The organism is Algoriphagus sp. 4150 (genome assembly GCF_031457395.1).
In the GTDB taxonomy this organism is placed as follows: Bacteria; Bacteroidota; Bacteroidia; order Cytophagales; family Cyclobacteriaceae; genus Algoriphagus.
In genome coordinates, this window is record NZ_JAVDWS010000015.1 from 52,959 (window position 1) to 78,913 (window position 25,955).

Below are 25,955 nucleotides of genomic sequence, written 5' to 3' on the forward strand. Positions count from 1 at the left end.
GAAGGCATAGAACCTGCCAAGTACTAACAGTTAATTGAGAACAGATCCTTTTTAGAATTATATCATGTTTAAACCAAAGATTTATTTTATAGTTGCGCTGATTATAAGCCTGTTGAGTCAACAGGCAGTGGCGCAGGAAGTTGCTCCTTTGGAGAAGGTACAGCTCAATCTCAAGGAGACATTGGAGTTTGCTTTGGAAAACAATGTGGATGCGAAAAATGCGCGATTGGAGATTTTGATTTCAAAGGGAGTTGTAGGGGAAAACAGAGCCGCGGGTCTGCCTCAGATCAACAGCACGCTGGAGATGACCAAAAATGTGCAGCCACCCTTACTCATCTTACCCGCCGAAGCGGGAGGGATTATTCCCGATGATGGTTCGGGAGGTGGAGGATCACCTGATACACCTGATGATATTACGGTTATACCTTTTGCGGTAAACTATCAGTCCTCACTAAGTATTAATGTGGAGCAGATGATTTTTAACGGGTCGTATTTTGTGGGATTGAAAGCGGCGAAAACCCTTAAAACCTTAACTGAATTTGATAAAATAAAGACAGAAAATGATGTTCTCGAAAATGTGAAAAAAGCATATTTCACTGTCCTTGTAAACGATGAGAGAAGGAAATTGGTGGAGGCTAACCTTACCCGGACAAATGCTTTGCTAAGAGAAACAGAAGCTATGTATGAAGCGGGATTTGTTGAAAAGCTGGATGTAAGCAGGATCAAAGTCCAATCTAATAATCTGAAAACTGAGCTTGAGAAAAATGAGGTAGCTGTAGCGGTGAGTAAGGAACTGCTTAAACTTAATATGGGATTGCCGGAATCCATTGAAATAGAATTGACCCAAGATCTGTCATCACTCAGTAATGAAGCAGAAATCCTGAAGATGCTTAGTCAAAGCAACACGAATAGAGTAGAAGTTGATCAAGTAATTACCAATAGAGATCTGGCCAAATTAGACCTTAAAAATAATCAGATTCAGTACATGCCTCAAATTTCCGCATTTGGAACATTTCAGAGAGTATCGGGTGCTGAAAATATGGGCAGTATTTTCCAGTCAGATAGGTGGTTTTCATCCTCTTTTGTGGGGTTGAGAATGTCAATACCCATCTTTGACGGCCTCAATAAGAGTTTTAGAATACAGCAGAGCAGACTTAAAGTCAATCAGCTGGAGAATCAATTATTCTTTATGGAGCAAAACGTAGCGCTGGAATTGTTCCAGGCGAGAAAAATGCTGCAGAATAGCCTTCGTACTCTGGTGGTCCAAGAGGAAAATATGGAACTGGCAAGAGAGGTGTTTGAAATGACCAAAATTAAATACAACGAAGGTGTAGGATCTAATCTGGAAGTGGTGGAAGCAAATTCAACATTGGAAGAAGCTGAGTCGAATTATTTTTCGGCGCTTTACGATGCTTTGATCGCCAAGGTGGATCTGGAGAAGGCACTGGGTATATTACAAGAAGGACTGATCGATTAATCCAATCCGCCGCACCGGCGGACAAGTTATTTTCTTTCTCAAAGGAAGCTATAAACAAAGATATTATCTACAAATCATGAAACTAACCTATAAATTTTTACCCCTAATTGTGTTGGCTATTGCAGCAGTTTCCTGTGCCTCGGAAGAGGGTGTCGATGCCAAAAGAGCTGAATTGGAAAAGCTGAAAGCTGAAGCGCATGAAATTAGCACTCAGATCAAGGAACTGGAGACTGAGTTGGTCCGGCTGGATCCGGAATTTGCTAAGCAAAATCAGAAGTCCTTATTGATCACTACTACGAAGGCGAAGAAGGGTAAATTCGACCATTACGTCGAGGTGACCGGGTCAGTGCTTTCCAAGAAGAATGTGATGATCAGTTCAGAGACTGCAGGCCGTATTCTGGAAGTGCCGGTGAGTGAAGGGCAGACCGTGGCTCAAGGAGCTGTACTTGCAACAATCGATGCGGAATCTATCCAACGGAATATTGATGAACTGGAAAATTCTTTGAGCCTTGCCCGTACTCTATTTGAAAAGCAAGAGCGTCTCTGGAAGCAGCAGATCGGTACAGAAGTGCAGTTTCTGGAAGCGAAGAACAGAAAAGAAGGACTCGAACGTAATCTGGCCACGACCAAGACACAACTGGATAAGGCCACTGTAAGAGCCCCTTTCTCAGGAACTGTCGAATCAGTACAAGTGAGGCTGGGCGAACTGGTACAGCCGGGCATGTCTATGTTTCAGTTTGTGGGAAAAAACGACCTGTTTATTGAAGCGGATATTTCGGAAAGTTACATCGGAGTGCTCAATAAAGGAGATTCTGTAAATGTGGACTTCCCTTCCATAAATCAAGATTTCCGAACCCGTGTATCCTCTGTGGGAGCCATCATCAATCCGGACAACCGTACGTTCAAGGTGGAGGTGTTTTTACCAAGCCTCCCTCTGGTGAAGCCCAATATGATCTCGGTGTTGAAGATTCGGGACTATGAAAACCCGGAGGCTGTAATCGTACCCAGTCATTTGATTTTAAGTGACAATAGAGGGGATTACATGTTCACAGTAGTGGATGGTAAGGCAAAGAAAACCTATGTCACTCGGGGTAAAACATTCAACAGAGAGACAGAAATAGAGAAAGGTCTGACCGGTTCAGAGACTTTGGTAGATAAGGGATTTCGTGAAGTGGGAGACAATTTCAATGTGAATATAGCTCAGTAGTAAGAAAATGTCAGATATTCAAAAGCAACAAAAAACGCGAGAATTTGGATTGTCCAGCATGGCTGTAGACAACTCCACTTCTGTGGTAATACTTACGCTGATCATCACAGTACTCGGTCTAAGCGCCTATCGCAATATGCCGAAGGAAAGTTTTCCCGAGATAGTAATACCCACAGTGTATGTAGGTACTCCTTATCCGGGCAACTCTCCGGTGGATATGGAAAACCTGATCACCAGGCCGATAGAGAAGGAGCTGAAGTCTATAAATGATGTCAAAAACATTACCTCCACGTCGGTTCAGGATTTTTCTTCAATTGTGGTAGAGTTCAACCCCGGTGTAGAGATATCCAAGGCGATTCAGGATGTAAAAGATGCGGTGGACAAATCCAAAAGTGAACTTCCCACTGACTTGGATCAAGACCCCAATGTGTTGGAGGTAAATACCTCTGATTTCCCTATAATGAATGTCAACATTTCGGGAGACTATTCCGAGGCGGAGTTGAAGAAGTTTGGCGAGTATCTGGAGGATGAGATTGAGAAGCTCTCGGAGATTTCAAAAGCCGATCTGGCAGGTACGGTAGAACGTGAAATCCAGATCAATGCAGATCCCTATAAAATGGAGTCCACCGGTGTGACTTTCAACGATATCGCTCAGGCTGTACAGTCAGAAAACGTCACTATCTCAGGAGGAAATATCCGTTCTGGGGAATTTCAGCGCTCGCTTCGGGTAGATGGGGAATTTTCAGACCCGATGGAATTGCTCAATATCATTGTCAAAACGGATAATCAAAGGATTGTCTATCTACGGGATGTGGCTGAAGTGAAAGATACCTACAAGGAACGAACCAGTTATGCCCGTAGCAAAAACCTACCGGTGGTGACGATCAATGTGGTAAAAAGAAGTGGTGAAAACTTACTGTATGCTGCGGATAAGATCAAGGAGATCATCGACAAGACCAAAGCAAATCGCTTTCCTCCCGATCTTGAGATTACCATTACCAATGATCAATCCAAAGCGACCAGGCTTCAGGTTAGTGATTTGGAGAACTCCATCATTTTCGGAGTAATCCTCGTTGTGTTGGTGTTGATGTTCTTTTTAGGATTTAGAAATGCCCTTTTTGTGGGTATTGCGATTCCGCTTTCCATGTTCATATCATTTTTGATATTGAATGCTTTTGGCATCACCTTAAACTTGATGGTGCTTTTCTCATTGATCCTAGCTCTGGGTATGCTGGTGGATAACGGGATAGTGGTAGTAGAGAATATCTATCGATTGATGTCTGAAGGGAAAAATGCTGTTCAGGCAGCGAAGGAAGGTGTCGGTGAAGTGGCATGGCCTATTATTACCTCTACTGCCACTACGCTGGCGGCGTTTCTTCCACTTGCTTTCTGGCAGGGTATAGTTGGGGAGTTTATGAAATTTCTTCCGATTACCTTGATCATCGTGCTTTCATCTTCACTGTTTGTAGCCTTGGTAATCAATCCGGTTTTGACCTCTATTTTTATGAAAGTGGAGGATGTGAGCAGGAACAAGCCAAAGCAGAGATCAATAATTATAGCAGGTGTCTTCCTTGTTTTATCTGCTGTATTTTATCTGGTGGGAGCTACTGCTATTGGCACATTGATGCTGGTAGGATGTCTTCTTACGGTCTTCAATGTCTTTATCTTGAGAAGGGCTATTCGATGGTTCCAAACCGTGTTTTTGGTGAAATTGGAAAATGGCTACGAATCAATCCTAAAGTATGCATTGGGCGCTAGGAGGCCATATGCTTTTTTTGGAGGGACATTTTTACTCTTGATATTTTCTCTGGTATTGCTCGTTGTGAGAGCTCCGAAAGTGTTGTTCTTTCCGGATAATCAGCCCCAGTTGATCAATGTGTTTGTTGAATTTCCAATCGGGACAGACATCGAGGCGACCAATGATTTTGTTGATCGGATGGAAGATGAATTGATGGTGGCATTGGATGATTACCAGAATATCCTAGAGTCTGTAATCACCCAGGTAGGTGAGGGGACGGGGGATCCTATGGAAGGTCCAAGTAATCAGCCAACTCCGAACAAGGCAAAAATCACGATTGGATTTGTGGATTACATCGATAGACAGGGGATAAACACCAATGGTGCAATGGAAGAAATCCGTCAGTTGGTAGAGAAATATCCCGGCGTGTTAATCACCGTGGATAAGGAAAGAAATGGTCCACCAACGGGACGGGCGGTGAATTTGGAGTTTTCAGGAGAGGATTATGACCAGTTGATTGCCTTTGTCAACAGAACAAGGGAATATATCGCAAATCAAAATATTGGCGGTATAGAGGAGTTAAAATCTGACTTGTCTTTGGGTAATCCGGAGGTGATTCTGGACATAGATCGTGAGAAAGCCAGAAGGTTTGGTCTTTCTACTTCTGAGATCGCGACAGATTTGAGAACGGCTCTTTTTGGGCTTGAAGTATCGAAGTACAAAGAAGGGGAAGATGATTATCCTATCCAGCTGCGTCTGAAAGAAAATTTTAGATACGATATCAATACGCTGGTAAACAAGAAAATCGGGTTCAGGGATAAATTTGGAACCAAGCGGGAAGTTCCGATTTCGGCAGTAGCAGATATAAAATACGGTTCCACCTATGGTTCGGTGAAGAGAAAGGATCTTGAAAAGGCTATTACAGTGTACTCCAATGTCCTGGATGGTTACAATCCTACCGAGGTAAATGCCCAGATCCAACAGGCGTTGCAATCCTGGGACGTTCCTGATGGCATCTCTGTGAAATATACGGGCGAGCAGGAAGAGCAAAACAAATCCATGGAATTTCTTATGAGTGCCTTGGGGGTAGCTGTAGCCATGATATTCTTGATTATAGTCGCTCAATTTAACTCTGTGACTACGCCATTTATCATCATGGCTTCCGTGGTATTGAGTACGATCGGAGTATTTTTGGGACTTGTGATTTTCAATATGGATTTCGTGGTGATCATGACAGGTATTGGAATTATTTCCCTTGCAGGAGTAGTGGTTAACAATGCGATTGTACTTATCGATTATACCAATCTAGTTCGTGAGCGGAAAAGGGATGAATTGGGTATGGGACCAAAAGACCATTTGCCTTTCCCACTACTGATAGCAAGTATAGTAGAATCAGGAAAAACCAGACTGAGACCGGTACTACTTACAGCGATCACTACAGTCCTTGGTTTGATTCCTCTGGCTATTGGAATGAACATTAATTTCGGGACATTATTAAGTTCTTTTGACCCTCAATTTTATGTGGGAGGGGACAATGCGGCTTTCTGGGGGCCGATGGCTTGGACAGTAATATTTGGGTTAACCTTTGCAACCTTCCTTACGTTAGTCATCGTACCAGTCATGTATTTGTTGGCAGATAAACTCTCATTGAGAATCAGCAAACTTAAATCTTGATTGGATTAAGGTTGGTGGTTTTTTTTGTTAAAACCTCTGGGGCAATGTCTCAGAGGTTTTTTGCTTTTAAAAATGGTTATTTTTCTGTTTCCAGTACGGAATTTGTAAGTTCGCCATTCCGAAATCAAACGAGTATAATGGAAGAATTAAAGTGGTTTGTGATGTACACAACTTCACGATCTGAGAAGAAAGTGGCTGACCGGTTGAAAGAAAGAGGCATGGAAGTTTATCTGCCTATGATAGAAGAGTTGCGCCAATGGTCTGATCGGAAGAAGAAAGTGCAACGGGCCATGTTTAACGGATATGTTTTTGTGAAGACCCGCCACAATCAACTTTGGGAGTGTCTTCAGGTTCCCGGCGCAGTTAAGTTCGTGCATTTTTCGGGGCAACATGCTACGATTCGGGAGGAAGATCTTGATATCATCAAGCGGGTAATCGCAACAGGCGTAGGGGTAGAGTCTGATGGATCCACCATAGAGCCCGGTGAAAAAGTACTTGTGATCGGTGGCCCACTTCAGCATATGACAGGGGAAGTGATAGAGAAGGGGAATAAAGACTATTTCCTGATTCGGATCCCCGGGATATATCAAAATTTGCTAATCAATGTCCCTAGAAAGTTTTTGGAGGTAACGGGTTGATTGTTGCTTGCGTTTAGCTTAGGGCATGCTGAAAAACGCCAGTAATAGATCAAAAGCTATCATTTGAATGATTAACCTATTTTTGATGCGAACGGTTTTTTAAGCAAGTGCAAGCTTAGATCCAAGTGTTTAAGCTGCATGGTGTAGTAGCATTCCTATGCCTCGACGCACAAGTATCATGGACTAATCCGCTAAGCCACTGCACACAGGAGCGGCGGGATAAAATTAGACGCTTCCCTACTGTTTTCTTACAATTTTAGCCCTTCCTGAAAGAACCGGGAAGGGCTAAAATGAAGTCTAATGCAAAATCCGGGGTTAAAGACTGGGTCTAGTACTTCCCTGATCTGACGATCTGCTCAATGGATTTTCAATCTGTGAAAGAGGAGAAGAGGTATCTTCTGTATACAATCTGACCTTGGACAAGGTGGTCTCCAAACTTGTTGAAACCTACGTTTCCGTCAAGATTATCGGTGAAAGTAGCAAGCATGGTGCCCTCCAGTGCAATATCTGATAAGGGCCCTAGGGTGCAACTTACTCCGATACGGATAGGGACATAACCTGTGGTGATTTTTTCCCGCTTTGGTACTTCATCTTTGCTGAAGGATTTGGTTTGATCAGTAGTAACATGCATCAGTCCTAATCCTAATCCACCATAAACATTGAACTTACTTCTGTTCATGTGGCTTCCGAAAGGAATGGCATACATACTCGGCATCACATCAAAATAGTAAGCCCTTCCAACGGCAGTAAATGAGGAGTTATTGGCGGTCCATGTGTCTTTGATATCAGAGTTGGGATTCCCTCCACTGGAAATCCACTGTACTCCCCCCGTAGCTCTGAGCTCGAATCGATCAGTTAGTCTTTTGATAAATGAAGCAGAAACAGAGGGTTTTATTTCAAAACTTAATGATTTGTACTGGCCACCGTTGTCAAGATATGCGAAAGATGGACCTACGCCAACGCTAATGATATTGTCTCTAACTTGTTTTTCTTTATGAAAGCTTTGGGCGAACAAATCTATGCTTGCTAGAAGAAAGAAGACTACGGCGGAAAGTTTGAAAATTTTTGACATAATATCGGATCCTATATAAATAAAGAAGCTGATCTTCGAAAGGATGTTTTTTACCAAGTTTTGCAACAAATATGCCAATCTTCTCCCCTGTACCATATGTTTATGGGAGAAGTGCAAATATTAGTATTACAACAGCAAAAATCATGCTTCTTCGAAAGCTTTCCTAATGTCGTCTTCAGTCGTTTTTAATTTGTTTCTACAAGCTTTTACCAGTTCCGATGCTTCCTTCACTAGCTCAGAGAGCTCATCTACACTTTTCTTCCCCTCTTCTAGGTCAGCTAAGATTGTTTCCAAACGCTTTATGGCTTCATTGTACTTTAGGTCGCTCATTTTTCCTCAATTTGTGTAACTGTGCTGCTGATTTTTTGTTTTGTTGTATGGGTGAGTAAGTTGTCTCCCAGTTGGATTTTTGCCGCATTGAGCGGTTTGCCATTGACCTCACTTCGGGTATAGCCTCTGGCTAGGATAGTCTCGGGATTCAATTGGCGCAGGAGAAGTTCTTTAGACTCCAGATTTTGTTTTTGTTTTTGCAAGAAGCTGTCCAATCCCCGTATTGCGTTTTTTTCCAGAGAGTCCAGACTGTTTTCTTGAATCTGGAGGATGGTTTTACCCGAAATACGAATGCGATTTACTGCGGAATTCAGTTTCTCCCCTTCAAGCTTTACACGACTTTCTGCCACGGCTTTTACCTGATGCGCTATCTGATTTATTCTCGTTTGCTCCCAATTGAGTTTTTGGCGTGTCGCCCGATCCAATCTCAGGATAGCTAATCCTAAATTCTCCTCAAATTCCCTAAATCCGGAAAGTAGAAATTCAGCTACTGCCGTAGGGGTCTTCAATCGGGTATGAGCCACCATATCCGCTATACTCTCATCCCGTTCATGTCCTATCCCGGTGAGCAGGGGAAGGGAGAGATTTGCGATTTTGACTGCAAGATTATACTCATCAAAACAGTCCAGATCCAATTGGGCTCCTCCTCCCCGGATCATCACCACCGCCTCAATTCCCAGTTCATCCTTTATCTTTTCGACTTGATCCAAGCTTCTGATCAAGGAAGTAACGGCTTCGTTTCCCTGCATGGAAGAGGGGAAAAGCTTGTGATAAATATGATATTCGAAAGCATTGTTTTCCAGTTGATTGACGAAATCACCATAGCCTGCCGCAGTAGGGCTGCTGATTACCGCAATTTTCTGGATTACTGCAGGAAGTACATGTCTGCCATTCAGTCGCAATAAGCCTTCCCTTGTCAGTCTATCTATGGTTTCTTGGCGGACACGCGCCCTTTCTCCCAAAGAAAATGATGGATCTATGTCCTTCACATTGACGCTCAGCCCATATACGGGATGGAAGTTCACGGCAACTTGTGCAAGGATTTTCATCCCGTTTTTGATGGTGGATCCCGTGATGGATTCAAATTTCGCAGCCACAGTCCGATAAGCAAATGACCATAGATTGGCTTTTATTTTTGCCTGAACCTGATTTCCTTGCTTTTCTACCAATTCAAAATAGGCATGTCCCTGAGGTGCCAGACGGAAATCCGCGATCTCACCGATTACCCAGATTACCGGATCCAGTTCCGTCTCCAAGGCTTGTTGGATCAGCCGGTTGAGTTCGGATATAGATCTGGCATTTTGCATGCTTACTTGAGTTTTTGGAATTCTGCTTTGATCTTTTGGCTTAGACTTAAGCTGGCGCGAAGCATCGGTAGTCTTACCTGGTCATCACATATTCCCATGTGACTAAGCAGGTTTTTGATGCCTACAGGGTTGCTTTCCTCGTACATTAGGCTGTTTATCGGCAGAAGTGAATATGCTGCTTTTAGACTTTCTTCTTCCGAGCCATGGCATAGCGCCTTGAAAGTTGCAGGCAATGCATTTGCCATCACAGAAATAATTCCTGATCCACCTATGCTATACAGAGCTTTAGTCATTAGGTCATCGCCTGACACCAGCAAAAAGTCGGTTGGCATTTTCGCCGCAATCTGCATGCATTGCTCCAAATTTCCGCTAGCCTCTTTCATCCCGATGATATTAGAATGCTCAGCAAGGCTTAGGGTTGTTTCAGCGGTGATATTAGACATGGTTCTGCCGGGAATATTGTACAAAATTACCGGTACAGGGCAAGCATCCGCGATCGCTTTGTAATGAGCGATAATCCCCGTTTGAGTTGGTTTATTGTAATATGGGCTTACCGAAAGAATGGCCGTGATACCCGTGAAATCTGTAGCTGCAATATCACTTAGTACGGACATAGTATTATTTCCGCCAATGCCATACACTACAGGTACCCGTCCGGCATTGTATTCCAAACAGGCATTTAGGACCTGCTTTTTCTCAGAAGATGAAAGAGTCACTGTCTCCCCGGTCGTTCCCAAAACCACCAAATAGTCCACCCCGCCATCGATTACATGGTCGATAAGTCGCTTGAGACCATCGAAATCAATAGAGTAATCATCGTGAAATGGGGTGACAAGGGCTACACCGGTTCCTTTAAGTTGGTTCATTGTTATTAGGTTTGGGAGGCTAAAGATAATGGGATGATAGGAATTGACATTCTGTTTTTGGAAAAAATGGGTTTTCTAGTATTCAGTCACAGTTACCAGTCGCAGTTTTTGGAGATCGCTAACTGCGACTGATGACTGAAAACCCTACAATCCTATCATCTTTAAAAACTCCTCCTCAGAAATCATCGGTACACCGAGCTTCTGGGCTTTTTCTTTTTTGCTGGGGCCCATATCTTCTCCTTCAATGATGAAGTCCAGATTTTTGGAAACGGAAGAAATATACTGTCCCCCATGGGCTATCACGGTATCTTTGATCTCATCCCGCTTGAAATGGGTCAGTTTCCCACTGGCCAAGATCCGCTTGCCTTCAAGTGAATTCCCAAGCTGTTTTGATTCGCTTTCGTCTATCTCAAATTTCAATCCGAAGCCTTTCAGTCTGGCTATAATCTCTTGGTTTTTCGGCTGTGCAAAAAAATCATGAATACTATAAACCAACGTCTCTCCCACACCATTGATGTCTAGCAATTGTTCTGAATTGGCAGCTTCAAGCTTTTCAATAGAACCGAAATGCCTTGCCAATAGCTGAGCGGTATTTTCTCCGATATTTCTAATTCCCAGCCCAAAAAGCACCTTTTCGAAAGGCTGGTTTTTCGATGCTGCGATCCCCTCCATCATATTTTTGATGACGCCATCCTGAAATGTGTTGGCTTTTAGTTTCTTGATTCGATCCGTGATTTCCGGAGTCAAATCCAGATTAAGCTTGAGCAGGATTCCATGTACAGTCCCCTCGGTTTTGCTCGCCTGAAGGATCGTGTCAAAATCAATTCTTCTGCCTAATAAAATCTCCAAAACCACAGCGACGGGCACGTAGTCTTCCAACTTGGGAAGGTTGTGGTCTTTGAGGTGATTAATAAGATATTCGACCATTCCCACATTGGCAGAAGCTTTGGTTTTCCATTTTCTGATTTGATCCTGAAAAGCTTTCAGTGTTTCTGCGAATGGGATTTCGGCTGTTTCGATCAGGAAATCAGAAATCTGTTTGAACTTTAGTCCTTCAGTTAAGGCGTATAATGCTTTTTCCAAGGTGATATAAAGCAATCCATCTCCTTCGGTTTCGTACTGATCTTGGGACATCTCCAAGCCCAAAAGTTCATCCTTCCTAGCCTCCAATTCATAAATGTCAGCCGGATTGGCAATGAATCCCTGATCGATCAATGCCCTGATCCGCTCTGTACCCATGGAATCGATGTCCATAGCCCGCTTATGAACAAAGTGCTCGATTCTTCCCAGCACTTGGGGAGGACAGGATTCTGCATTGGGACAGTAATGCTTGGCTTCGCTTTCTTTTCGTTCCAGTTCTGTTCCACATTCCGGGCAGTGTGTGATATAGGCTAGGGGGGTAGCTTTGGGATTTCTACGTTCCGGGTTTACGGCGGTGATTTTCGGGATGATTTCTCCGCCTTTTTCCACAAACACAAAATCTCCTTCGTGCAGATCCAAGCGCTCGATTTCATTGGCATTGTGTAGGGAAGCCCGTTTCACCGTGGTGCCGGCCAAGCTGACAGGGGAAAGATTTGCCACCGGGGTGATGGCACCGGTCCGCCCTACCTGATATGTCACAGACAGCAATTCCGTTTCTGCACTTTCAGCTTTGTATTTATAGGCAATAGCCCAGCGGGGATTTTTGGCAGTAAAGCCCAGCTCCTCACGCTGATCGTAATTATTGACTTTTAATACCACCCCATCCGTATCTACAGGCAGTGAAAACCGCTTTTCCTTCCAGTCTTCTATGTATTGAATTCCTTCCTGGATACTTCCTGCTTTTTTATAGGTTTGGGAGACGTTGAAGCCCCATGTTTCTAATAGGGACATGGACTCAGAATGTGTGTTGACACTGAGTTCATCTCCCAGCAACTGATAGAAATAGCAATTCAGTCTACGCTTGGCCACAACAGAAGAATCTTGCATTTTCAGAGTTCCCGAAGCTGCATTTCTTGGATTGGCAAGAAGGGCATCACCGGCCTCTTCCCGTGCCGCATTGATTTTCAGGAATTCCCTAAGAGGCAAAAAGATCTCTCCACGAACTTCGAATCTGTCAGGAATACTGTCACCTTTTACTTCCAGGGGGATATTTCGGATTGTTCTCACATTGGCCGTGACATCATCTCCGCGGGTTCCGTCCCCCCGTGTGACTGCCCGTACAAAACGCCCGTTTTCATACACCAAACTGATTGCAACCCCATCGAATTTCATTTCGCAGAAATATTCATAATCCGAATGCCCCAGGCCTTTTGCGACACGCTCATCGAAGGCGATAAGCTCTTCTACAGAATAGGTGTTGCCCAGAGAGAGCATACGGGTAGCATGCTGTACAGTGAGGAATTCCTTGGTGATCGTCCCGCCTACACGCTGGCTTGGACTGTCGGGATCAAGCAAGTCCGGAAATGCGGTTTCCAGTTTGATGAGTTCCTCCAGCAATTGATCGAACTCGTAGTCAGAGATTTCGGGATTGCTTTCCTGATAATACAGGTTGTTGTGACGGTTGATTTCCTGGCTTAGTTGGGCAATTCGCTTTTCGGCTTCCTGTGGGTTCATGATTTGTAGAAAAATTAGGGCCTGTAAAAATAATAGATACTAACCGCAAAGTTGCAGAGATCGCATAGAAAGGCTCCAAGGTTTTTGGAGAAACCGTGGGTTGTCCCATAACTCATAATTGTCACATTGAGCAGCTTGCCTCGCTGGGGCGGGAAGTCGAAATGGGCTTAATTAGCACATAAATAAAAGGCTTCGACTTTCATGCCAAGGCGAGGCAAGCTGCTACCAATGACGGAATTCAAAAAAGCGTGCAAATGTTGTGTCAGTCCGAGCGGAGTCGAGGACCCTTCGTACTTCCCGACTCTCGTCGGTCAGGTGCTCAGGGTGACCCAACTTTATTTCTACATCACTTTCCGTCATTATTCATTTGTAAATTCTAAATTTTTCTTACTCAGCCTGACAAGAAAACATGATTATGAGACAGCCTCATAATTTTCTCGAATAGCTAAATTAAAATCGATTAGGATAATGGGTTGGTTTTTAGATTCGTCTTCCAATTTTTCATATAAAACTGTACCTTAGTCTCTTAGCGGGATCGCTTTTTCCCTTACTGTCCAAATAATCTGCGATATCAAATTTTGAAGCTTTCACGATTTGGTTAGTTCAGTATAACTGTGTTTGCTTGGATACGATAAAGTTGTTTTTTTAAATGTAATTTTCAGCAACTCTGACCGACCTTTTACATAAAACTGCGACTCTGCGCCTTGGCGGGAGTATTAAAACTTCAACTGTTTTCCATACGCGGCACCGCTGCGTTGTGGCAAGAGATTGGATAGCATATATTTTTAACCTGCAACGGGATTCACATGTAGCTGCCCACCTATTGCTTTGAGGACTTTCATGACGGTTGCAAATTGGGGTTTGGCTCCCTCAGAAAGAGCTTTGTACAGGCTTGGTCTACTAAGGCCTGTTTCTTCGGCAATTTTTGTCATTCCTATGGCTTTGGCCACGTGGCCGATGGCATTGATGACATCAGCTTCATTCCCATCTTCCAACACTGTATTCAAGTACTCGGCGATCATTTCCTTACTGTCCAAATAATCTGCGATATCAAATTTTGATGTTCCCATAGAGCTATCCCTTTAATTTATTCCAAATTTCTTTTGCCTTTTTGATGTCATTTTGTTGGGAAGATTTATCTCCGCCAATGAGCAAAATAATTATTCTACCGTCCTTTTCCTTGAAGTAAACTCGATATCCTTTTGCAAAATTTATCCGCATTTCACTGATTCCATCTCCTACAGATTTGCAATCTCCAAAGTGCGCGTCAGTTTCCAGTTTCTGAATTCGGAATAGGATTTTTGCCTTAGCTGTATGATCCCTTAACTTCCTCAGCCACTTATCAAATTCATTGGTTTTTTCAATAAAGAACATTATTAAGTGTATCTAACTGGATACAAATATAAGGAAAATAGTTTGGGGATATTAATTTGCAGAAAAGTCACATAATCTTTATAGTTCAATCTAGACCTGTGCCTTAGCGGGATCGCTTTTAATAGACAAAACTTCGAAGTCAGAAAATGACCTCAACGGTTATCCCATGTTCTATCTTCCGTCTTCGGTCTTCCAGCTAATTTTTCTGGTTTATCCTCCCATTATTTTAAACCTTTGCCTTCCCTATTCCCCTAAATCCCTATGAGTAAAAAAGCGAGTGTTGAAAGCAAGATTCTGGATGCAGCCTACAAACTTTTTCTGGAAAAGGGCTATCGTCATACCACCATGGATGATATTGCCCAAATGCTGGGAATGAGCAAAAAAACGCTGTATAAATATTATCCAGGCAAACTGGAATTGCTTGCTGCTTCTTTTGAGATCACCAAAACCAAGCTTACGGCAAAAATTGAGGCGATTTTGGAAAATCGGTATATTTCTTTTCCGCTCAAACTCAAGTCCACACTGACTGTAATGGCTTCCCTGCTAGGGCCGATCAATCCTGAGCTTTTCGAAGATCTTCGGGAATATGCACCGGAAATATGGGAGGATCTGACACAGTATATAAACGAGTCTGCCCACATCCGATTTAAGAAATTGCTGGAGCAGGGAATAAGTGAGGGTTTGGTCAGGCCGTCGGTGAATATCCACTTGGTGGTGATGCTGTATGCCACAGCCATCCAGTCAATTTTGGATCCTAGGTTTACGGGTCAATTTCCGGAGGAGATCCAAAAAGGTGTAAAAATCCCTCCTTCTGATATTTATGACCAAGCTATCACGATTATATACAATGGGATTCTGACAGATGAGGCGCGCAATGAATTTGCGAATGGCTAAGGTTGGCTTTGGCTGATTTTCCTATCTTTGTGCCCTAGTCACAAAAGAAATGAGCAATCCATTATATGAGTTGAAAAAAGATGATTGGAACCGACTTTTTCCAATTCATCTAGAGAACCACAATCCTCAGTGGAGAGTTGTTTTCCAAAAAGAAAAAGAGCTTATTCTTTCTGAAATAAAAGCTTTTGATCCAATCCTAATTGAGCATGTAGGTAGTACTTCTATTAATGGGATCAAGGCAAAACCTTATATAGATATCCTAATTGTGATAGCAGAAGAATTGCTTTTCAATGAGGATCTGATAGTAAGGCTAGCGGCGCTTGGCTATACTTATTTTTTGGTGCCAAAAAGGGACGATATTGAGGCTTACATGTCTTTTGGAAAAGGATATAATCTAGAAGGAAAACATGAACAAATCTTTCATATCCATATGTGCCCACCGAGCAACCTCACTGTAAAGCAAATAGAGTTTCGTGATTATCTCAGAGCTAATCCTGAGCAAGCGAAAATATATGAAAAGCTAAAAATGGACTCGGCTAAGAAGTTTAAAAATGATAGAGGAGCCTATGTGTTGTCAAAGAATGAGTTTGTCCAGCAAGTATTAGCTTTGGCAAGTAATTAAAAATAATAAGAGAGGTCTGTTGGGGAATCTATTTTCCTGATTTGATACATGAGAAATAAACTATGAGCAACAAGAATTTCAAAAGATATACAATAACTTCTGCATTGCCCTATGCCAATGGACCTTTGCATATTGGTCATTTGGCGGGATGTTATATCCCGTCAGATATTTATGTGCGCTATCTACGCAGTCTAGGCAAGGATGTGGCATACATTTGCGGTTCGGATGAGCATGGAGTAGCGATTACGATCAAAGCCAAAAAGGAAGGTAAAACACCTCAGGAAGTGGTGGACCACTACCATGAGATTATGAAGGGGAGTTTCGGGGAATTTGGGATCAGCTTCGATCATTATTCCCGTACTTCAGCGCCTATCCATCATGAGACAGCCCGGGGATTTTTCAAGGATCTCTATGAAAAAGGGGAATTTTTGGAACAAAGCACTGAGCAATATTTCGATGAGGAAGCGGGACAGTTTTTGGCGGATAGATACATCGAAGGGACTTGCCCTGTTTGTGGCAATGAGCATGCGTATGGGGATCAGTGTGAGAAATGCGGCAGCTCGCTGAGTCCTACAGAACTGATCAATCCCAAGTCAAAACTCAGTGGTAGAACGCCTGTTTTGAAAGAAACAAAGCATTGGTTTTTGGATTTGGCCAAATACCAGAATTTCCTGAAAAAATGGATTCTCGAAGACCATGCAGCTGATTGGAAAAACAACGTGCTGGGACAGTGCCGTTCTTGGCTGGAAGCCGGTGAAGGGCTACAGGCAAGATCGATGACGCGTGACTTGGATTGGGGGATAAAAGTCCCTTTGCAGGATGCGGAAGGCAAAGTTCTTTACGTGTGGTTTGATGCGCCGATAGGTTACATTTCTTCGACTAAAGAATGGGCTGCCGAAAAAGGAATCGACTGGGAGCCGTATTGGAAAGATCAGGACACCAAGCTGGTACATTTTATCGGCAAGGATAATATCGTGTTCCACTGCATTATTTTCCCGGCTATTCTGAAAACCCACGGGGAGTACATACTTCCTGACAATGTGCCTGCCAACGAGTTTTTGAATCTGGAAGGGGACAAGATCTCTACTTCCAGAAATTGGGCGGTCTGGCTTCATGAGTATTTGGAAGAATTTCCGGGCAAGCAGGATGTGCTTCGCTATGTGCTTACGGCAAATGCTCCGGAGACCAAGGATAATGATTTTACCTGGAAGGATTTCCAGACGAGAAATAACTCAGAACTGGTTGCCATTTACGGGAATTTCGTGAATCGTGCAGTGGTTTTGACACATAAATATTATCAAGGCATTATCCCTCAACGGGGCGAATTGACAGGGTATGATCAGGAAGTACTGGACGCCGTGGCAGAGTTTCCTGAGAAAATAGCAGCTTCTATCGAGCGGTACAGGTTCCGCGAAGCGCTGGGAATCGTGATGGATCTGGCCCGTCTGGGAAATAAATACCTGGCAGATACTGAGCCTTGGAAAGTGATCAAAACCGATGAAACCCGTACCGGAACCATTCTGAATATTGCACTGAATATCGCTGCTAATCTTGCAATAGTTTCTGAGCCATTTTTGCCATTCACAGCAGGCAAACTGGTGAATCTTTTTGGTATGGAAAAGATAGATTGGAATGAAGCCGGTCAGAAAGAGCTTATGAAAGCCGGTACTTCACTGGGAGAGATGGGATTGTTGTTTGAGAAAATCGAAGATGAGACCGTTGAAAAACAAGTTCAAAAACTATTGGAAGCCAAGAAAATGAATGAAGCAGAGAATACGCCGGTGCAGGCGATGAAAGAGATCATTACGTACGAGGATTTCGCAAAACTGGATATGCGCGTGGTTACCATTTTGGAAGCTGAGAAAATGCCTAAATCCAAGAAATTACTCAAACTGAAGGTGGATACCGGACTAGGAAACCGTACGGTTTTGAGCGGTGTGGCTGAGCATTTCGAGCCGGAATATTTGATTGGCAAACAGGTGACGATGTTGATCAACTTGGCGCCAAGAAAGATGATGGGAATAGACTCTGAAGGGATGATTCTGATGGCAGAGGACAAGGACGGAAAACTGAAGCTGATCCTACCGCATGAAGGCACTGCGAATGGCTCAGCGATATCTTAGTAGATAGTAACAGGTATCAAGTATCTAGAGTCCAGATTTTAGATTCAAGAGCCAAGATTATAGATATATTAAAGTAAGGGCGAATAGTAGCGTCTAGATTCAAGAGCCAAGAAATTCAGTAGCAATAGCACTGAATTTCTTGGCTCTTATGTCTTTGTTCTTGATTCTGCTCTTGATACTTAGATCTAGCTACTAATGACTAATGAAGCGGTCTTTTCTTGATCATCCCTCCCTTGGTGTCCTTTATCGGATACTGGATCACAAAGGCTTTGGAGTCAATTTTCTCGATTTCGAGCAGCATTTTGGTGACTTCCAGCCGGGTAATCACACAGAATAAGACTTTTCTGTCCGGAAGTAGGTTGGCTTTGTCTCCATAGCCCCCGTCAGATTTCAGCACGGTCACACCCCGCCCGAGATCAAAAGAAATCATTTGCTTAATATCTTCGGCTTGCTGGGACATGATCATCACCCCAAGGTATTCTTCCACTCCATTAATAATGAAATCAACGGTCTTTGAGGCGGAGAAATAGGTTAGCATAGAATACATAGCTGTTTCCAGATCCACAAATATTGCCGCGACGATAAATAAGCAGACGTTGAAAACGGTGATAAAATCACCCACAGTCAAGCTTGATTTTCTGCTGACAGAGATCGCCAACACTTCTGTGCCATCGATCACAGCTCCTCCACGGATGGCAAAACCTATCCCCGACCCCAAGAAAAAACCGCCAAATACCGCGATCAGCAATTTGTCCGCCGTGATAGCGGGAACTTCAATGTAATGTACCAGCAATGCCAATCCAAAAATAGCAAGCGTGCTTTTGATGGCAAATGGTACGGAAACCTGCTTGGCTCCCAACAGGATAAAAGGCAAATTGACCAGAATAATCAGAACAGAAAGATTGACAGGAGTGAGCATTTCCAACAGCAGCGACATTCCCATGGCACCGCCGTCGAAAAATCCATTTGGCAATAAAAAACCCTTCAATCCTATGCTTGCCATTACTACACCTATGGCGATGAAAAGTCCGTCTTTGATTTGCCTCCAAATTGTAATTCGCTTCACTAGTGCGTTATCCTGTAATTTTAATAGTCGCTTCACCATAATTCGAAAATAGAGTTTTTTAACCAACCGATCTGGTAAAAAATATCTACAACCCAAGAATAAATACTTACCTTAAGTCTAAAGGAAGTGCTGACTCAATGATTTTCTTAAATAAAGAATCGGTAATTAATAAGTTCATTTATTGGAAAAATGTGATTGTAATGGAGTTTTTGATAAAAATATGAACCTATTTTATTATTTTTTTTGACAATTACTCTTTTTCAGCTATCTTTTTGAAGCTTCTTTTATTTAGATAAACTTATGAAGACCGAAGGATACAACGCAGGGGAACATTATGACGAGATGATCTCCGCAGATGGGGAGATCAGAGAACATTACAGTGAATTTTATCATCATCTGAAAAAGACTAGCTCCCGGAAGATGAACCATCTTCAGCATTCAGCGAACCAGACACAGCGGTCGATGGGGATGACTTTTAATGTCTACCATGATAATCAGGGGATGGAGAAGATTCTTCATCTGGATATAATCCCCAGGATAATTCCCAATTCAGAATGGCAGAAATTGGAGGCTGGATTAAAGCAGCGAACCCAGGCGCTTAATCTGTTTCTTCAGGATATTTACAATGAACGTAATATTCTAAAAGATGGAATTATCCCTTCGGATTTGATACTTAAGAGCAAGGATTATCTTGAGCCTTGTATAGGACTCACACCGCCAAAAGGCATCTGGTGTCATATTACAGGAACGGATCTGGTGAAAAGTAAAGACGGAGAGTACTATATTCTGGAAGATAATCTTAGGTGTCCTTCCGGTGTGTCCTACATGCTGGAAAGCAGGGAAATCATTAAGCGTGTTTATCCGGATATTTTCAATCAGAAGGGCGTGATGCCGGTGTCCAATTATCCGACTAAGCTGCTGCGAATGCTTCAGAATCTTTCGGACAAACCAAAACCGGTGGTGGGAGTTTTGACGCCTGGGATTTATAATTCCGCATATTATGAGCATTCATATTTGGCTTTACAGATGGGAGTGGAACTGGTGAATGGCGTTGATTTGATTGTGGAGAATAGGAGAGTGTACATGCAGACCACGAAAGGATTGCAGCAAATCGATGTGCTTTACCGCAGGATTGACGATACTTTTCTTGACCCCAAGACCTTCAACCCTGATTCCATGCTTGGTGTGCCCGGTCTTTTTGATGCCTACAAAGCCGGAAACATTGCTCTTGCAAATGCTCCCGGAACCGGCGTGGCAGACGATAAGGCGGTCTATGCCTATGTGCCAAAAATTATCAAGTATTACCTGGACGAGGAACCTATTTTGAACAATGTGCCCACTTACCTGTGTAGGGAGGAGGAGGACAGGCAGTACGTGTTGGACCATATTGAGGAGTTAGTGGTGAAGGAAACTAATGCGGCCGGAGGCTATGGGATGCTTATCGGTCCAAAAGCTACTCCGGAAGAGCATGCTAGATTCAGAGAATTGGTCGCAAACAATCCGACAAACTATATCGCCCAGCCTACGTTGTCACTCTCCACTGTACCTACATTGTGCGAAGAAGGGATCAGCGGAAGGCATGTGGATTTGAGACCTTATATTTTATATGGGCAGGAGATAGAAGTGATTCCGGGAGCATTGACCCGTGTAGCACTGAAGAAGGGTTCGCTGGTGGTAAATAGTTCCCAGGGTGGAGGAAGTAAGGATACTTGGGTTTTATATTAATAGACAATATGATTATCCGCAACGATGCCGTTAGCTTCCTGTTCTTTGGTGTAACGGCAGGAAGAAGTAGCCTAAAAACTATAGTTCACCAAATCCTATGTTGCTTTTGATTCCTTACCGATAGAAAACGGATATACATTAATAAACAGAAAGAATATGCTAAGTAGAGTAGCAAATAGTATTTATTGGTTGGGAAGATACCTGGAGCGTGCTGAGAATTACGCGAGATTTATTGATGTGAATTTCAATCTGATGCAGGATCTGCCTGTAGATCTAAAAGAACAGTGGCACCCGCTGATAGCAGCTACCGGTGATTTGGAGCTTTATGAAGCGAGGTTCAAAGGCTATGAGAGAAATCAGGTATTGTTCTTCTTGGGATTTGATGCGGAAAATCCCAATTCTATGCTTTCGACGATCAAAAATGCTAGAGAAAATGCTCGGATTATCCGTGAAAACCTAAACAAAGAAACTTGGGAGAAAGCCAACGAACTCTACTATATGATGCAGGAGGGCTTGGTGAGGAAAGTTTGGAAGAAGGAGGATCCCAGGCCATTTTTTGAAAAAGTAAAAAACCAGATTTTACTGATCTATGGTATAGCGGATAGCAGTGTGGCAAGGATTGAAGGCTGGTATTTCAGGCAGCTCGGTCAATACCTGGAGCGTGCGGATAAGACTTCGAGGATATTGGACGTGAAATACCACATCTTATTGCCTTCAGATCAGGAAGTGGGGACTCCTCTTGATTTCCTCCACTGGATGGCTTTGCTAAAATCAGTCACCGCATTCAACACTTACCGCAGATTGTATGGGAATATTGACTCAGCGTGTGTGGTGGAGTTTCTGGTGCTGAACAAGTATTTTCCCAGATCTATATATTATTGCATCAAGGAAGCGGAGAAATGCCTTCACAATATCTCGGGCAATATGGGAGGGGGATATATGAATTCTGCCGAAAAGGCTATGGGTGAACTCCGGTCACGGTTGGAGTTTGCGGAAGTAGGTGAAATTATAGGTTTTGGCCTGCATGAATACCTTGATAATCTTCAGCTGAAGATCAATGGGATTTCAAATCTTGTGGATTCTAATTTCTTTACGATCAGGGATAACCATACCGTTCAGACTCAGAGTCAATCCCAGAATTAATCGCTTGGAATTCTTAGCTGATCAGTCAGCGAAAATTCCATTTGCAGGTCTCTTGAAAATCTCTGAATCAAATTCCTCATCCAAAAGTAAAGCATCGGCAAAGGTGACTTGATACTTTAGATTTCCGGTGGAGTCGTTGTCAAAAGTGTATCCTGTAAGAATTCTCGGGAAGTAAACCCCGCCGGCATTGCGGTAATCTTCATACTTCAGGGCGCTTAGTGGCGGGTTTTCATCCCCAAAATAGGTGACGTTGTAGAGTAGGTATTCAAGTCTGTTGGTTTCGGGATTGATCAGCATGAAGTATTGATCCTTAGGACTGGAACCTGTGCTTGAATCAAATTTGGCTTGAAAGGTCGGATATTTTTTACCGTTGAGAGATTTGTCGGCTACTTTCTCCACTGTCACACCTTGATCCGTGAACACATAGGGAATGTTGAAAAAGTAGAAATACAAATTGTGGTAAAATTTAACTGATTTTCCTTTGTATGCTTCTCTGCTCGGGCTAATCCAGGTTTGGCTTCCATCAAATCCAATCTCAAATTCTGTATTTGAAAGTCGTATTTTTCTGCTGTCCAGATTGATTAATGCATTTTCCTCAGTCATCACTCCCTCATGGATCATGGCATAGCTTTCAGCTTTGGAGTTGTACCATTTTTGCCAGTCACCGTGAGCATCCAGAATTGTCGTAAATTCCGGAGAAAGCTCAGGCAGGGATTTTTCCACTTTGCTTTGGCAAGAAACAATAGAGAAAAGGAGGATTAAATTGGTGACAGCCAGGCTGATTTTGTGCATAGTATGGTGTGTTTGGGAATTCAATTTAAGAGGAAATTGAGATATACCCAATCGGATAATTTCAATACATAGTTAATATGCGGAAGAATCATCCGAAAACTCCTAGTGGTAAGAATAATTGCAAGTTTCGGAACCTGCAGAAGTTTTTTGTCCACATCCTTTTCTCCTGAGTAAGAGTGACTTTCATCAAAAAAGCCCGAGCAGAGCTCGGGCATTTTCATTTGATCAGACCTATAGATTGTTCTGTTAACCTAACTTGTGTTATTCTGCAGAGCTGTCTTTCAGCTCCTTTTCTCTCAATGAGTCCAAACTGAAATCTGAGCTTTTGATCAATTGTATGGCTTTTGGCAGTAAGGCTGCTACTACTAACAGTCCACCGATTGATAGGACATGAAGTGGTGAAGTGAAATAGCTGCCGGAAGTAAATACCCCTAAGATCAACAAGGTGCTGAAGGGCATGGATACAGCTAAAGCGTTAATCCCCAATTCAAGATCGAAGGTTGGATTGTCCTTCTGAGCCTTGTTGTCATACTCAAACTTTCTGATGGCGGACATATGTGCAAATGGCCAGAAGCTCACCGCACTCTGTGGGAATACTACCGCAAGCAGTACCGCAGCTTCCGAAGGCATAGGAACCAGCCAGATGAAAAGTCCACTTAGCAGAAATGTAACCCCCGCCCTGAACGTAAGTATGGAAGTGATCACACGCAGTTGATCCCATTTGAAGATCACGGCTATTCCGATGAAAAGCAAGACCAACGGTGTCATCATGTCCTTCATCATAAGGATGGATTCGCTAAGAAATGCCGGCATACTTTCCATATTGAATCCGAAGCTGAGTAAAACTATAGCAACTAGAATTACCAGATTGATCGGCTCACTTACCATGGCTATCAACAGTTCTTTGACTTTCTGGCCATTTGATCTGGCTTCCAGCTTTTGGTTTTTGTAGTACCAAGACATAGCCAGCAGATAGGCCAGCACCAATACAAACAACTTATTTCCAATGTCTGCGAGCGCCGCCCAAGCCAGAACATCATCGCCCAGATATTCTACTATAAATGGAAAGCAGGTCAATCCGGGAGCCAGAGAAGGGAGGAGCAACATCAGTGTTCGCATAGCCGGAGTATTCGCTTTGATTCCAAAAAATGGAAGAGAATACCTGGTGAGGAAAATCATCACGATATTGAAGATCAAAGCCAAAACCGGAAGAATCAGTAGATCCGGATTGATTTCGATTTTCAACAAAGCAACAAAGATCATTGCCGGCAAGGCGATGTTTAGAATTATAGTTTTTAACCCCTTTTTCTGATCCTCATTTTGTAGTTTTTTCTGGAGGAATATCCCGATAACTATCAATAGGAGCAGTGAAAGGGTCTTCTGAAGTGCAATACTCATAGTGTTTTAATCTCTAGGCTGTCACCTTTTTGAATGCGTCGACGAAAATTTCCATTTCATCCATTGTGCCCATACTTACCCGGCACCAAGGTTTGTTGTCAATATTGAATACACGGATACCCACTCCACTGTCATACATTCCCTTCATAAAAGGTTGACCTTCCATTCGTAGAGGGAAAATCAGAAAGCTTGTTTCAGAAGGGATTATGTCATATCCGAGTGCGGCGATTTCACCTTTGGTATATTCTCTGCATTCAGTGTTCATTGATCTGCAGCTGGCTAGGAATTTTTCTTCCTGCATACTTGCAATAGCCCCGTTTAGTGAAGTGACACAAAGTCCCATAGTGCTCCTCACCATGGAAGTGATGCTTTCAATCCGCTCAGGAAGCGCTATCATATAGCCGATTCTCAGCCCTGCCATTCCGTGGATTTTGGAGAATGTTCTGGCTACGATTACATCTTTGCCTTCAGCTACTAATCCCGCCATGGAGCTTTCTTCAGGTTTTTCCAGAAATTCCAAATAGGCTTCATCTACAAACACCGGCGTTTTCTCCGATACTTTTGAGCAGAATGTTTTTAGTTTGGCGGCGTCAGTAATAGATCCGGTAGGGTTGTTAGGGTTACAGATATACACTAAGTTGGTCTCCGCGTCTACCGCAGCAGCCATTCCGTCTAGATCATGTTGATAATCCCCTGTCAGTAGCACCGGTTTCCAGGTGGCTCCAAGTTTTTGTGCGGTGTTCATCAGCGACATATAAGAAGGATCTGCAGATACTACATTGCCACCGTTCATGAATTGTACAAACGCCACTTTCTCCAGGATATCTGAAGATCCCGGTGATAGCATGATGTGATCGGGAGATACGCCTTCTTTTTCGGCGATCATGTCGAGTAGCACCTTTGCCTCTCCATGTCCATATCTGTTGCCCAATGAGACAGAGTCTGAAATGGCTTTAATGACTTTGGGCGATGGACCATAGGGGTTTTCATTGGCATTTAGTTTTGCTACAATACGCGCTTCATCGTATCTGAAAGCAGGGATGTGCTCATGCAGGATAGAGTCAGGCTGATAGACGGCCAGTGCTTTGTTTTTTGGTAGGGCAAAAGCTGGGGCTACTGCCATCGTTCCCACAGCCATAAGGCTGGATTTGATCCAATTTCTTCTGTTAATAGAGTGGTTCATAGCGACTTTAATAAGATTGTTGAGAATTTTAGAAGGATATTTTTTTTGGTTTTATAAATACTTGTGGTGTTAATCAACTTTTTCAACTATTACTGTGTGGTATTTTCTGAAAGCTGTGTTTTTGTGAGTGCCTGCAAATTCCAATCGAATCTGGTTGCCCCCTGTCGCTTCCGCTAAGCCAAGATCAGCCCAGGATACAACCAATTCGGCACTGCCGCCGGCGTCTGTCACCAGTTTGGCTACTTCGGTGGTATTGTTGATGAAGACAGTGATGTTTAGATTAGGCACCGGAATGGAATCTATTCCTTTGGTATGATCCAGAATATTGGTCTTGTCAAGTTCCAAAAATCTGGAACCTACAGTGACTAGAGATAATGAATCGAAGGAGCTTCCTTCGAGTAAAACCAAAACAGGCGATGCCACATTTGGTGTCACCAGATCTTCGCCTTCCACACAGGATTGGGTGAAAGCAATAGTGGCAAAAGCTGCCAGAACTAAGTATATATTGAATGATTTCATGTGTTTATAATTTGATTTTTAGCGGTCACATGGAATCTCGCATGGCTGATAATCATCCCAGTGTGTGACTTTTGAGTCATGCTCGATTTCATATGATTATAATTTGTTTTTTCAGTGGCCATATGGAATCTCGCATATGGGGTAATCACCCCTCTCCCGAAACAAGTTCGGGACAAGTTGTGTGACGCTTGAGTCATGCTCGATTTCATATA

General features: G+C 43.1%; 21 protein-coding genes. 9 read left to right on the top strand and 12 right to left on the bottom strand.

The features are described 5' to 3' along the window. The first annotated feature begins 64 nt into the window (after positions 1 to 64). The 4 genes from J2X69_RS17450 (at position 65) to J2X69_RS17465 (ending at position 6,734) form a co-directional block, all read left to right on the top strand. The gene (locus J2X69_RS17450; protein WP_310106190.1) at positions 65 to 1,477 is read left to right on the top strand and encodes a TolC family protein; all 1,413 of its coding nucleotides are present in this window, start codon (positions 65 to 67) and stop codon (positions 1,475 to 1,477) included. 76 nt (positions 1,478 to 1,553) lie between these two features. After that, positions 1,554 to 2,684 (top strand): efflux RND transporter periplasmic adaptor subunit, encoded by a 1,131-nt coding sequence (locus tag J2X69_RS17455; RefSeq protein WP_310106192.1) that lies wholly within the window; start codon positions 1,554 to 1,556, stop codon positions 2,682 to 2,684. Between the two features lie 7 nt (positions 2,685 to 2,691). Further along, on the top strand, positions 2,692 to 6,096 hold the full coding sequence (locus tag J2X69_RS17460; protein ID WP_310106194.1) for an efflux RND transporter permease subunit: 3,405 nt from the start codon (positions 2,692 to 2,694) through the stop codon (positions 6,094 to 6,096). Between the two features lie 137 nt (positions 6,097 to 6,233). Then, complete coding sequence (locus J2X69_RS17465) at positions 6,234 to 6,734, top strand: UpxY family transcription antiterminator (protein ID WP_310106196.1); 501 nt, start codon at positions 6,234 to 6,236, stop codon at positions 6,732 to 6,734. A 367-nt stretch (positions 6,735 to 7,101) separates the two neighbouring features. Here J2X69_RS17465 and J2X69_RS17470 read toward each other — a convergent pair whose 3' ends face one another. The 7 genes from J2X69_RS17470 to J2X69_RS17500 form a co-directional block, all read right to left on the bottom strand. After that, positions 7,102 to 7,902, bottom strand: a complete 801-nt coding sequence (locus J2X69_RS17470; protein ID WP_310106198.1) for a hypothetical protein — start codon at positions 7,900 to 7,902, stop codon at positions 7,102 to 7,104. Positions 7,903 to 7,947: 45 nt separating this feature from the next. Continuing rightward, a complete protein-coding gene (gene xseB, locus J2X69_RS17475; protein WP_310106200.1) occupies positions 7,948 to 8,136 on the bottom strand; it encodes an exodeoxyribonuclease VII small subunit in 189 nt (62 codons plus the stop codon). Further along, entirely contained in the window at positions 8,133 to 9,443 is a 1,311-nt protein-coding gene (gene xseA / locus J2X69_RS17480; protein ID WP_310106202.1) for an exodeoxyribonuclease VII large subunit, read from the bottom strand. Before xseA ends, xseB begins: the two co-directional genes overlap by 4 nt. Before the next feature lie 2 nt (positions 9,444 to 9,445). Then, the gene (gene dapA, locus J2X69_RS17485; RefSeq protein ID WP_310106204.1) at positions 9,446 to 10,309 is read right to left on the bottom strand and encodes a 4-hydroxy-tetrahydrodipicolinate synthase; all 864 of its coding nucleotides are present in this window, start codon (positions 10,307 to 10,309) and stop codon (positions 9,446 to 9,448) included. Between the two features lie 144 nt (positions 10,310 to 10,453). Then, positions 10,454 to 12,904, bottom strand: coding sequence for an NAD-dependent DNA ligase LigA (ligA, locus tag J2X69_RS17490; protein ID WP_310106206.1), 2,451 nt, complete (start codon positions 12,902 to 12,904; stop codon positions 10,454 to 10,456). A gap of 785 nt (positions 12,905 to 13,689) precedes the next feature. Next, positions 13,690 to 13,974 (bottom strand): addiction module antidote protein, encoded by a 285-nt coding sequence (locus tag J2X69_RS17495; RefSeq protein WP_310106209.1) that lies wholly within the window; start codon positions 13,972 to 13,974, stop codon positions 13,690 to 13,692. Positions 13,975 to 13,978: 4 nt separating this feature from the next. Then, positions 13,979 to 14,278 (bottom strand): type II toxin-antitoxin system RelE/ParE family toxin, encoded by a 300-nt coding sequence (locus J2X69_RS17500; protein ID WP_310106212.1) that lies wholly within the window; start codon positions 14,276 to 14,278, stop codon positions 13,979 to 13,981. Positions 14,279 to 14,539: 261 nt separating this feature from the next. Here J2X69_RS17500 and J2X69_RS17505 point away from each other — a divergent pair, with 261 nt between their 5' ends. From J2X69_RS17505 to metG, 3 genes are all read left to right on the top strand, one after another. Further along, positions 14,540 to 15,172 (top strand): TetR/AcrR family transcriptional regulator, encoded by a 633-nt coding sequence (locus J2X69_RS17505; protein ID WP_310106214.1) that lies wholly within the window; start codon positions 14,540 to 14,542, stop codon positions 15,170 to 15,172. Between the two features lie 70 nt (positions 15,173 to 15,242). Further along, complete coding sequence (locus J2X69_RS17510) at positions 15,243 to 15,794, top strand: GrpB family protein (protein ID WP_310106216.1); 552 nt, start codon at positions 15,243 to 15,245, stop codon at positions 15,792 to 15,794. A 62-nt stretch (positions 15,795 to 15,856) separates the two neighbouring features. Beyond that, the gene (metG, locus tag J2X69_RS17515) at positions 15,857 to 17,917 is read left to right on the top strand and encodes a methionine--tRNA ligase (RefSeq protein WP_310106218.1); all 2,061 of its coding nucleotides are present in this window, start codon (positions 15,857 to 15,859) and stop codon (positions 17,915 to 17,917) included. Between the two features lie 199 nt (positions 17,918 to 18,116). On the opposite strand, the gene J2X69_RS17520 is transcribed toward metG, so the two are convergent. Continuing rightward, entirely contained in the window at positions 18,117 to 19,022 is a 906-nt protein-coding gene (locus J2X69_RS17520) for a YitT family protein (RefSeq protein ID WP_310106220.1), read from the bottom strand. Positions 19,023 to 19,283: 261 nt separating this feature from the next. On the opposite strand from J2X69_RS17520, the gene J2X69_RS17525 reads away from it, so the two are divergent. Both J2X69_RS17525 and J2X69_RS17530 read left to right on the top strand, forming a co-directional pair. Beyond that, positions 19,284 to 20,708, top strand: a complete 1,425-nt coding sequence (locus tag J2X69_RS17525; RefSeq protein WP_310106222.1) for a circularly permuted type 2 ATP-grasp protein — start codon at positions 19,284 to 19,286, stop codon at positions 20,706 to 20,708. 156 nt (positions 20,709 to 20,864) lie between these two features. Continuing rightward, on the top strand, positions 20,865 to 21,851 hold the full coding sequence (locus J2X69_RS17530; RefSeq protein ID WP_310106224.1) for an alpha-E domain-containing protein: 987 nt from the start codon (positions 20,865 to 20,867) through the stop codon (positions 21,849 to 21,851). A 21-nt stretch (positions 21,852 to 21,872) separates the two neighbouring features. On the opposite strand, the gene J2X69_RS17535 is transcribed toward J2X69_RS17530, so the two are convergent. The 4 genes from J2X69_RS17535 to J2X69_RS17550 form a co-directional block, all read right to left on the bottom strand. Beyond that, the gene (locus J2X69_RS17535) at positions 21,873 to 22,643 is read right to left on the bottom strand and encodes a DUF6503 family protein (protein WP_310106226.1); all 771 of its coding nucleotides are present in this window, start codon (positions 22,641 to 22,643) and stop codon (positions 21,873 to 21,875) included. Positions 22,644 to 22,904: 261 nt separating this feature from the next. Then, a complete protein-coding gene (locus tag J2X69_RS17540; protein ID WP_310106228.1) occupies positions 22,905 to 24,041 on the bottom strand; it encodes a permease in 1,137 nt (378 codons plus the stop codon). Positions 24,042 to 24,054: 13 nt separating this feature from the next. Then, complete coding sequence (locus J2X69_RS17545; protein ID WP_310106230.1) at positions 24,055 to 25,224, bottom strand: aminotransferase class I/II-fold pyridoxal phosphate-dependent enzyme; 1,170 nt, start codon at positions 25,222 to 25,224, stop codon at positions 24,055 to 24,057. A gap of 69 nt (positions 25,225 to 25,293) precedes the next feature. Beyond that, complete coding sequence (locus J2X69_RS17550) at positions 25,294 to 25,743, bottom strand: hypothetical protein (RefSeq protein ID WP_310106232.1); 450 nt, start codon at positions 25,741 to 25,743, stop codon at positions 25,294 to 25,296. Between the last annotated feature and the right edge of the window lie 212 nt (positions 25,744 to 25,955).

What these genes read in the sequence shown, in the direction of transcription:
- J2X69_RS17525 (WP_310106222.1), top strand. Translation starts at nt 19,284, where the DNA reads ATGAAGACCGAAGGATACAACGCAGGGGAACATTATGACGAGATGATC.
- J2X69_RS17495 (WP_310106209.1), bottom strand. Translation starts at nt 13,974, where the DNA reads ATGGGAACATCAAAATTTGATATCGCAGATTATTTGGACAGTAAGGAA.
- J2X69_RS17520 (WP_310106220.1), bottom strand. Translation starts at nt 19,022, where the DNA reads ATGGTGAAGCGACTATTAAAATTACAGGATAACGCACTAGTGAAGCGA.
- metG (WP_310106218.1), top strand. Translation starts at nt 15,857, where the DNA reads ATGAGCAACAAGAATTTCAAAAGATATACAATAACTTCTGCATTGCCC.
- dapA (WP_310106204.1), bottom strand. Translation starts at nt 10,309, where the DNA reads ATGAACCAACTTAAAGGAACCGGTGTAGCCCTTGTCACCCCATTTCAC.
- J2X69_RS17460 (WP_310106194.1), top strand. Translation starts at nt 2,692, where the DNA reads ATGTCAGATATTCAAAAGCAACAAAAAACGCGAGAATTTGGATTGTCC.
- xseA (WP_310106202.1), bottom strand. Translation starts at nt 9,443, where the DNA reads ATGCAAAATGCCAGATCTATATCCGAACTCAACCGGCTGATCCAACAA.
- J2X69_RS17500 (WP_310106212.1), bottom strand. Translation starts at nt 14,278, where the DNA reads ATGTTCTTTATTGAAAAAACCAATGAATTTGATAAGTGGCTGAGGAAG.
- J2X69_RS17535 (WP_310106226.1), bottom strand. Translation starts at nt 22,643, where the DNA reads ATGCACAAAATCAGCCTGGCTGTCACCAATTTAATCCTCCTTTTCTCT.
- J2X69_RS17505 (WP_310106214.1), top strand. Translation starts at nt 14,540, where the DNA reads ATGAGTAAAAAAGCGAGTGTTGAAAGCAAGATTCTGGATGCAGCCTAC.
- J2X69_RS17540 (WP_310106228.1), bottom strand. Translation starts at nt 24,041, where the DNA reads ATGAGTATTGCACTTCAGAAGACCCTTTCACTGCTCCTATTGATAGTT.
- ligA (WP_310106206.1), bottom strand. Translation starts at nt 12,904, where the DNA reads ATGAACCCACAGGAAGCCGAAAAGCGAATTGCCCAACTAAGCCAGGAA.
- xseB (WP_310106200.1), bottom strand. Translation starts at nt 8,136, where the DNA reads ATGAGCGACCTAAAGTACAATGAAGCCATAAAGCGTTTGGAAACAATC.
- J2X69_RS17545 (WP_310106230.1), bottom strand. Translation starts at nt 25,224, where the DNA reads ATGAACCACTCTATTAACAGAAGAAATTGGATCAAATCCAGCCTTATG.
- J2X69_RS17550 (WP_310106232.1), bottom strand. Translation starts at nt 25,743, where the DNA reads ATGAAATCATTCAATATATACTTAGTTCTGGCAGCTTTTGCCACTATT.
- J2X69_RS17530 (WP_310106224.1), top strand. Translation starts at nt 20,865, where the DNA reads ATGCTAAGTAGAGTAGCAAATAGTATTTATTGGTTGGGAAGATACCTG.
- J2X69_RS17470 (WP_310106198.1), bottom strand. Translation starts at nt 7,902, where the DNA reads ATGGTACAGGGGAGAAGATTGGCATATTTGTTGCAAAACTTGGTAAAA.
- J2X69_RS17465 (WP_310106196.1), top strand. Translation starts at nt 6,234, where the DNA reads ATGGAAGAATTAAAGTGGTTTGTGATGTACACAACTTCACGATCTGAG.
- J2X69_RS17450 (WP_310106190.1), top strand. Translation starts at nt 65, where the DNA reads ATGTTTAAACCAAAGATTTATTTTATAGTTGCGCTGATTATAAGCCTG.
- J2X69_RS17455 (WP_310106192.1), top strand. Translation starts at nt 1,554, where the DNA reads ATGAAACTAACCTATAAATTTTTACCCCTAATTGTGTTGGCTATTGCA.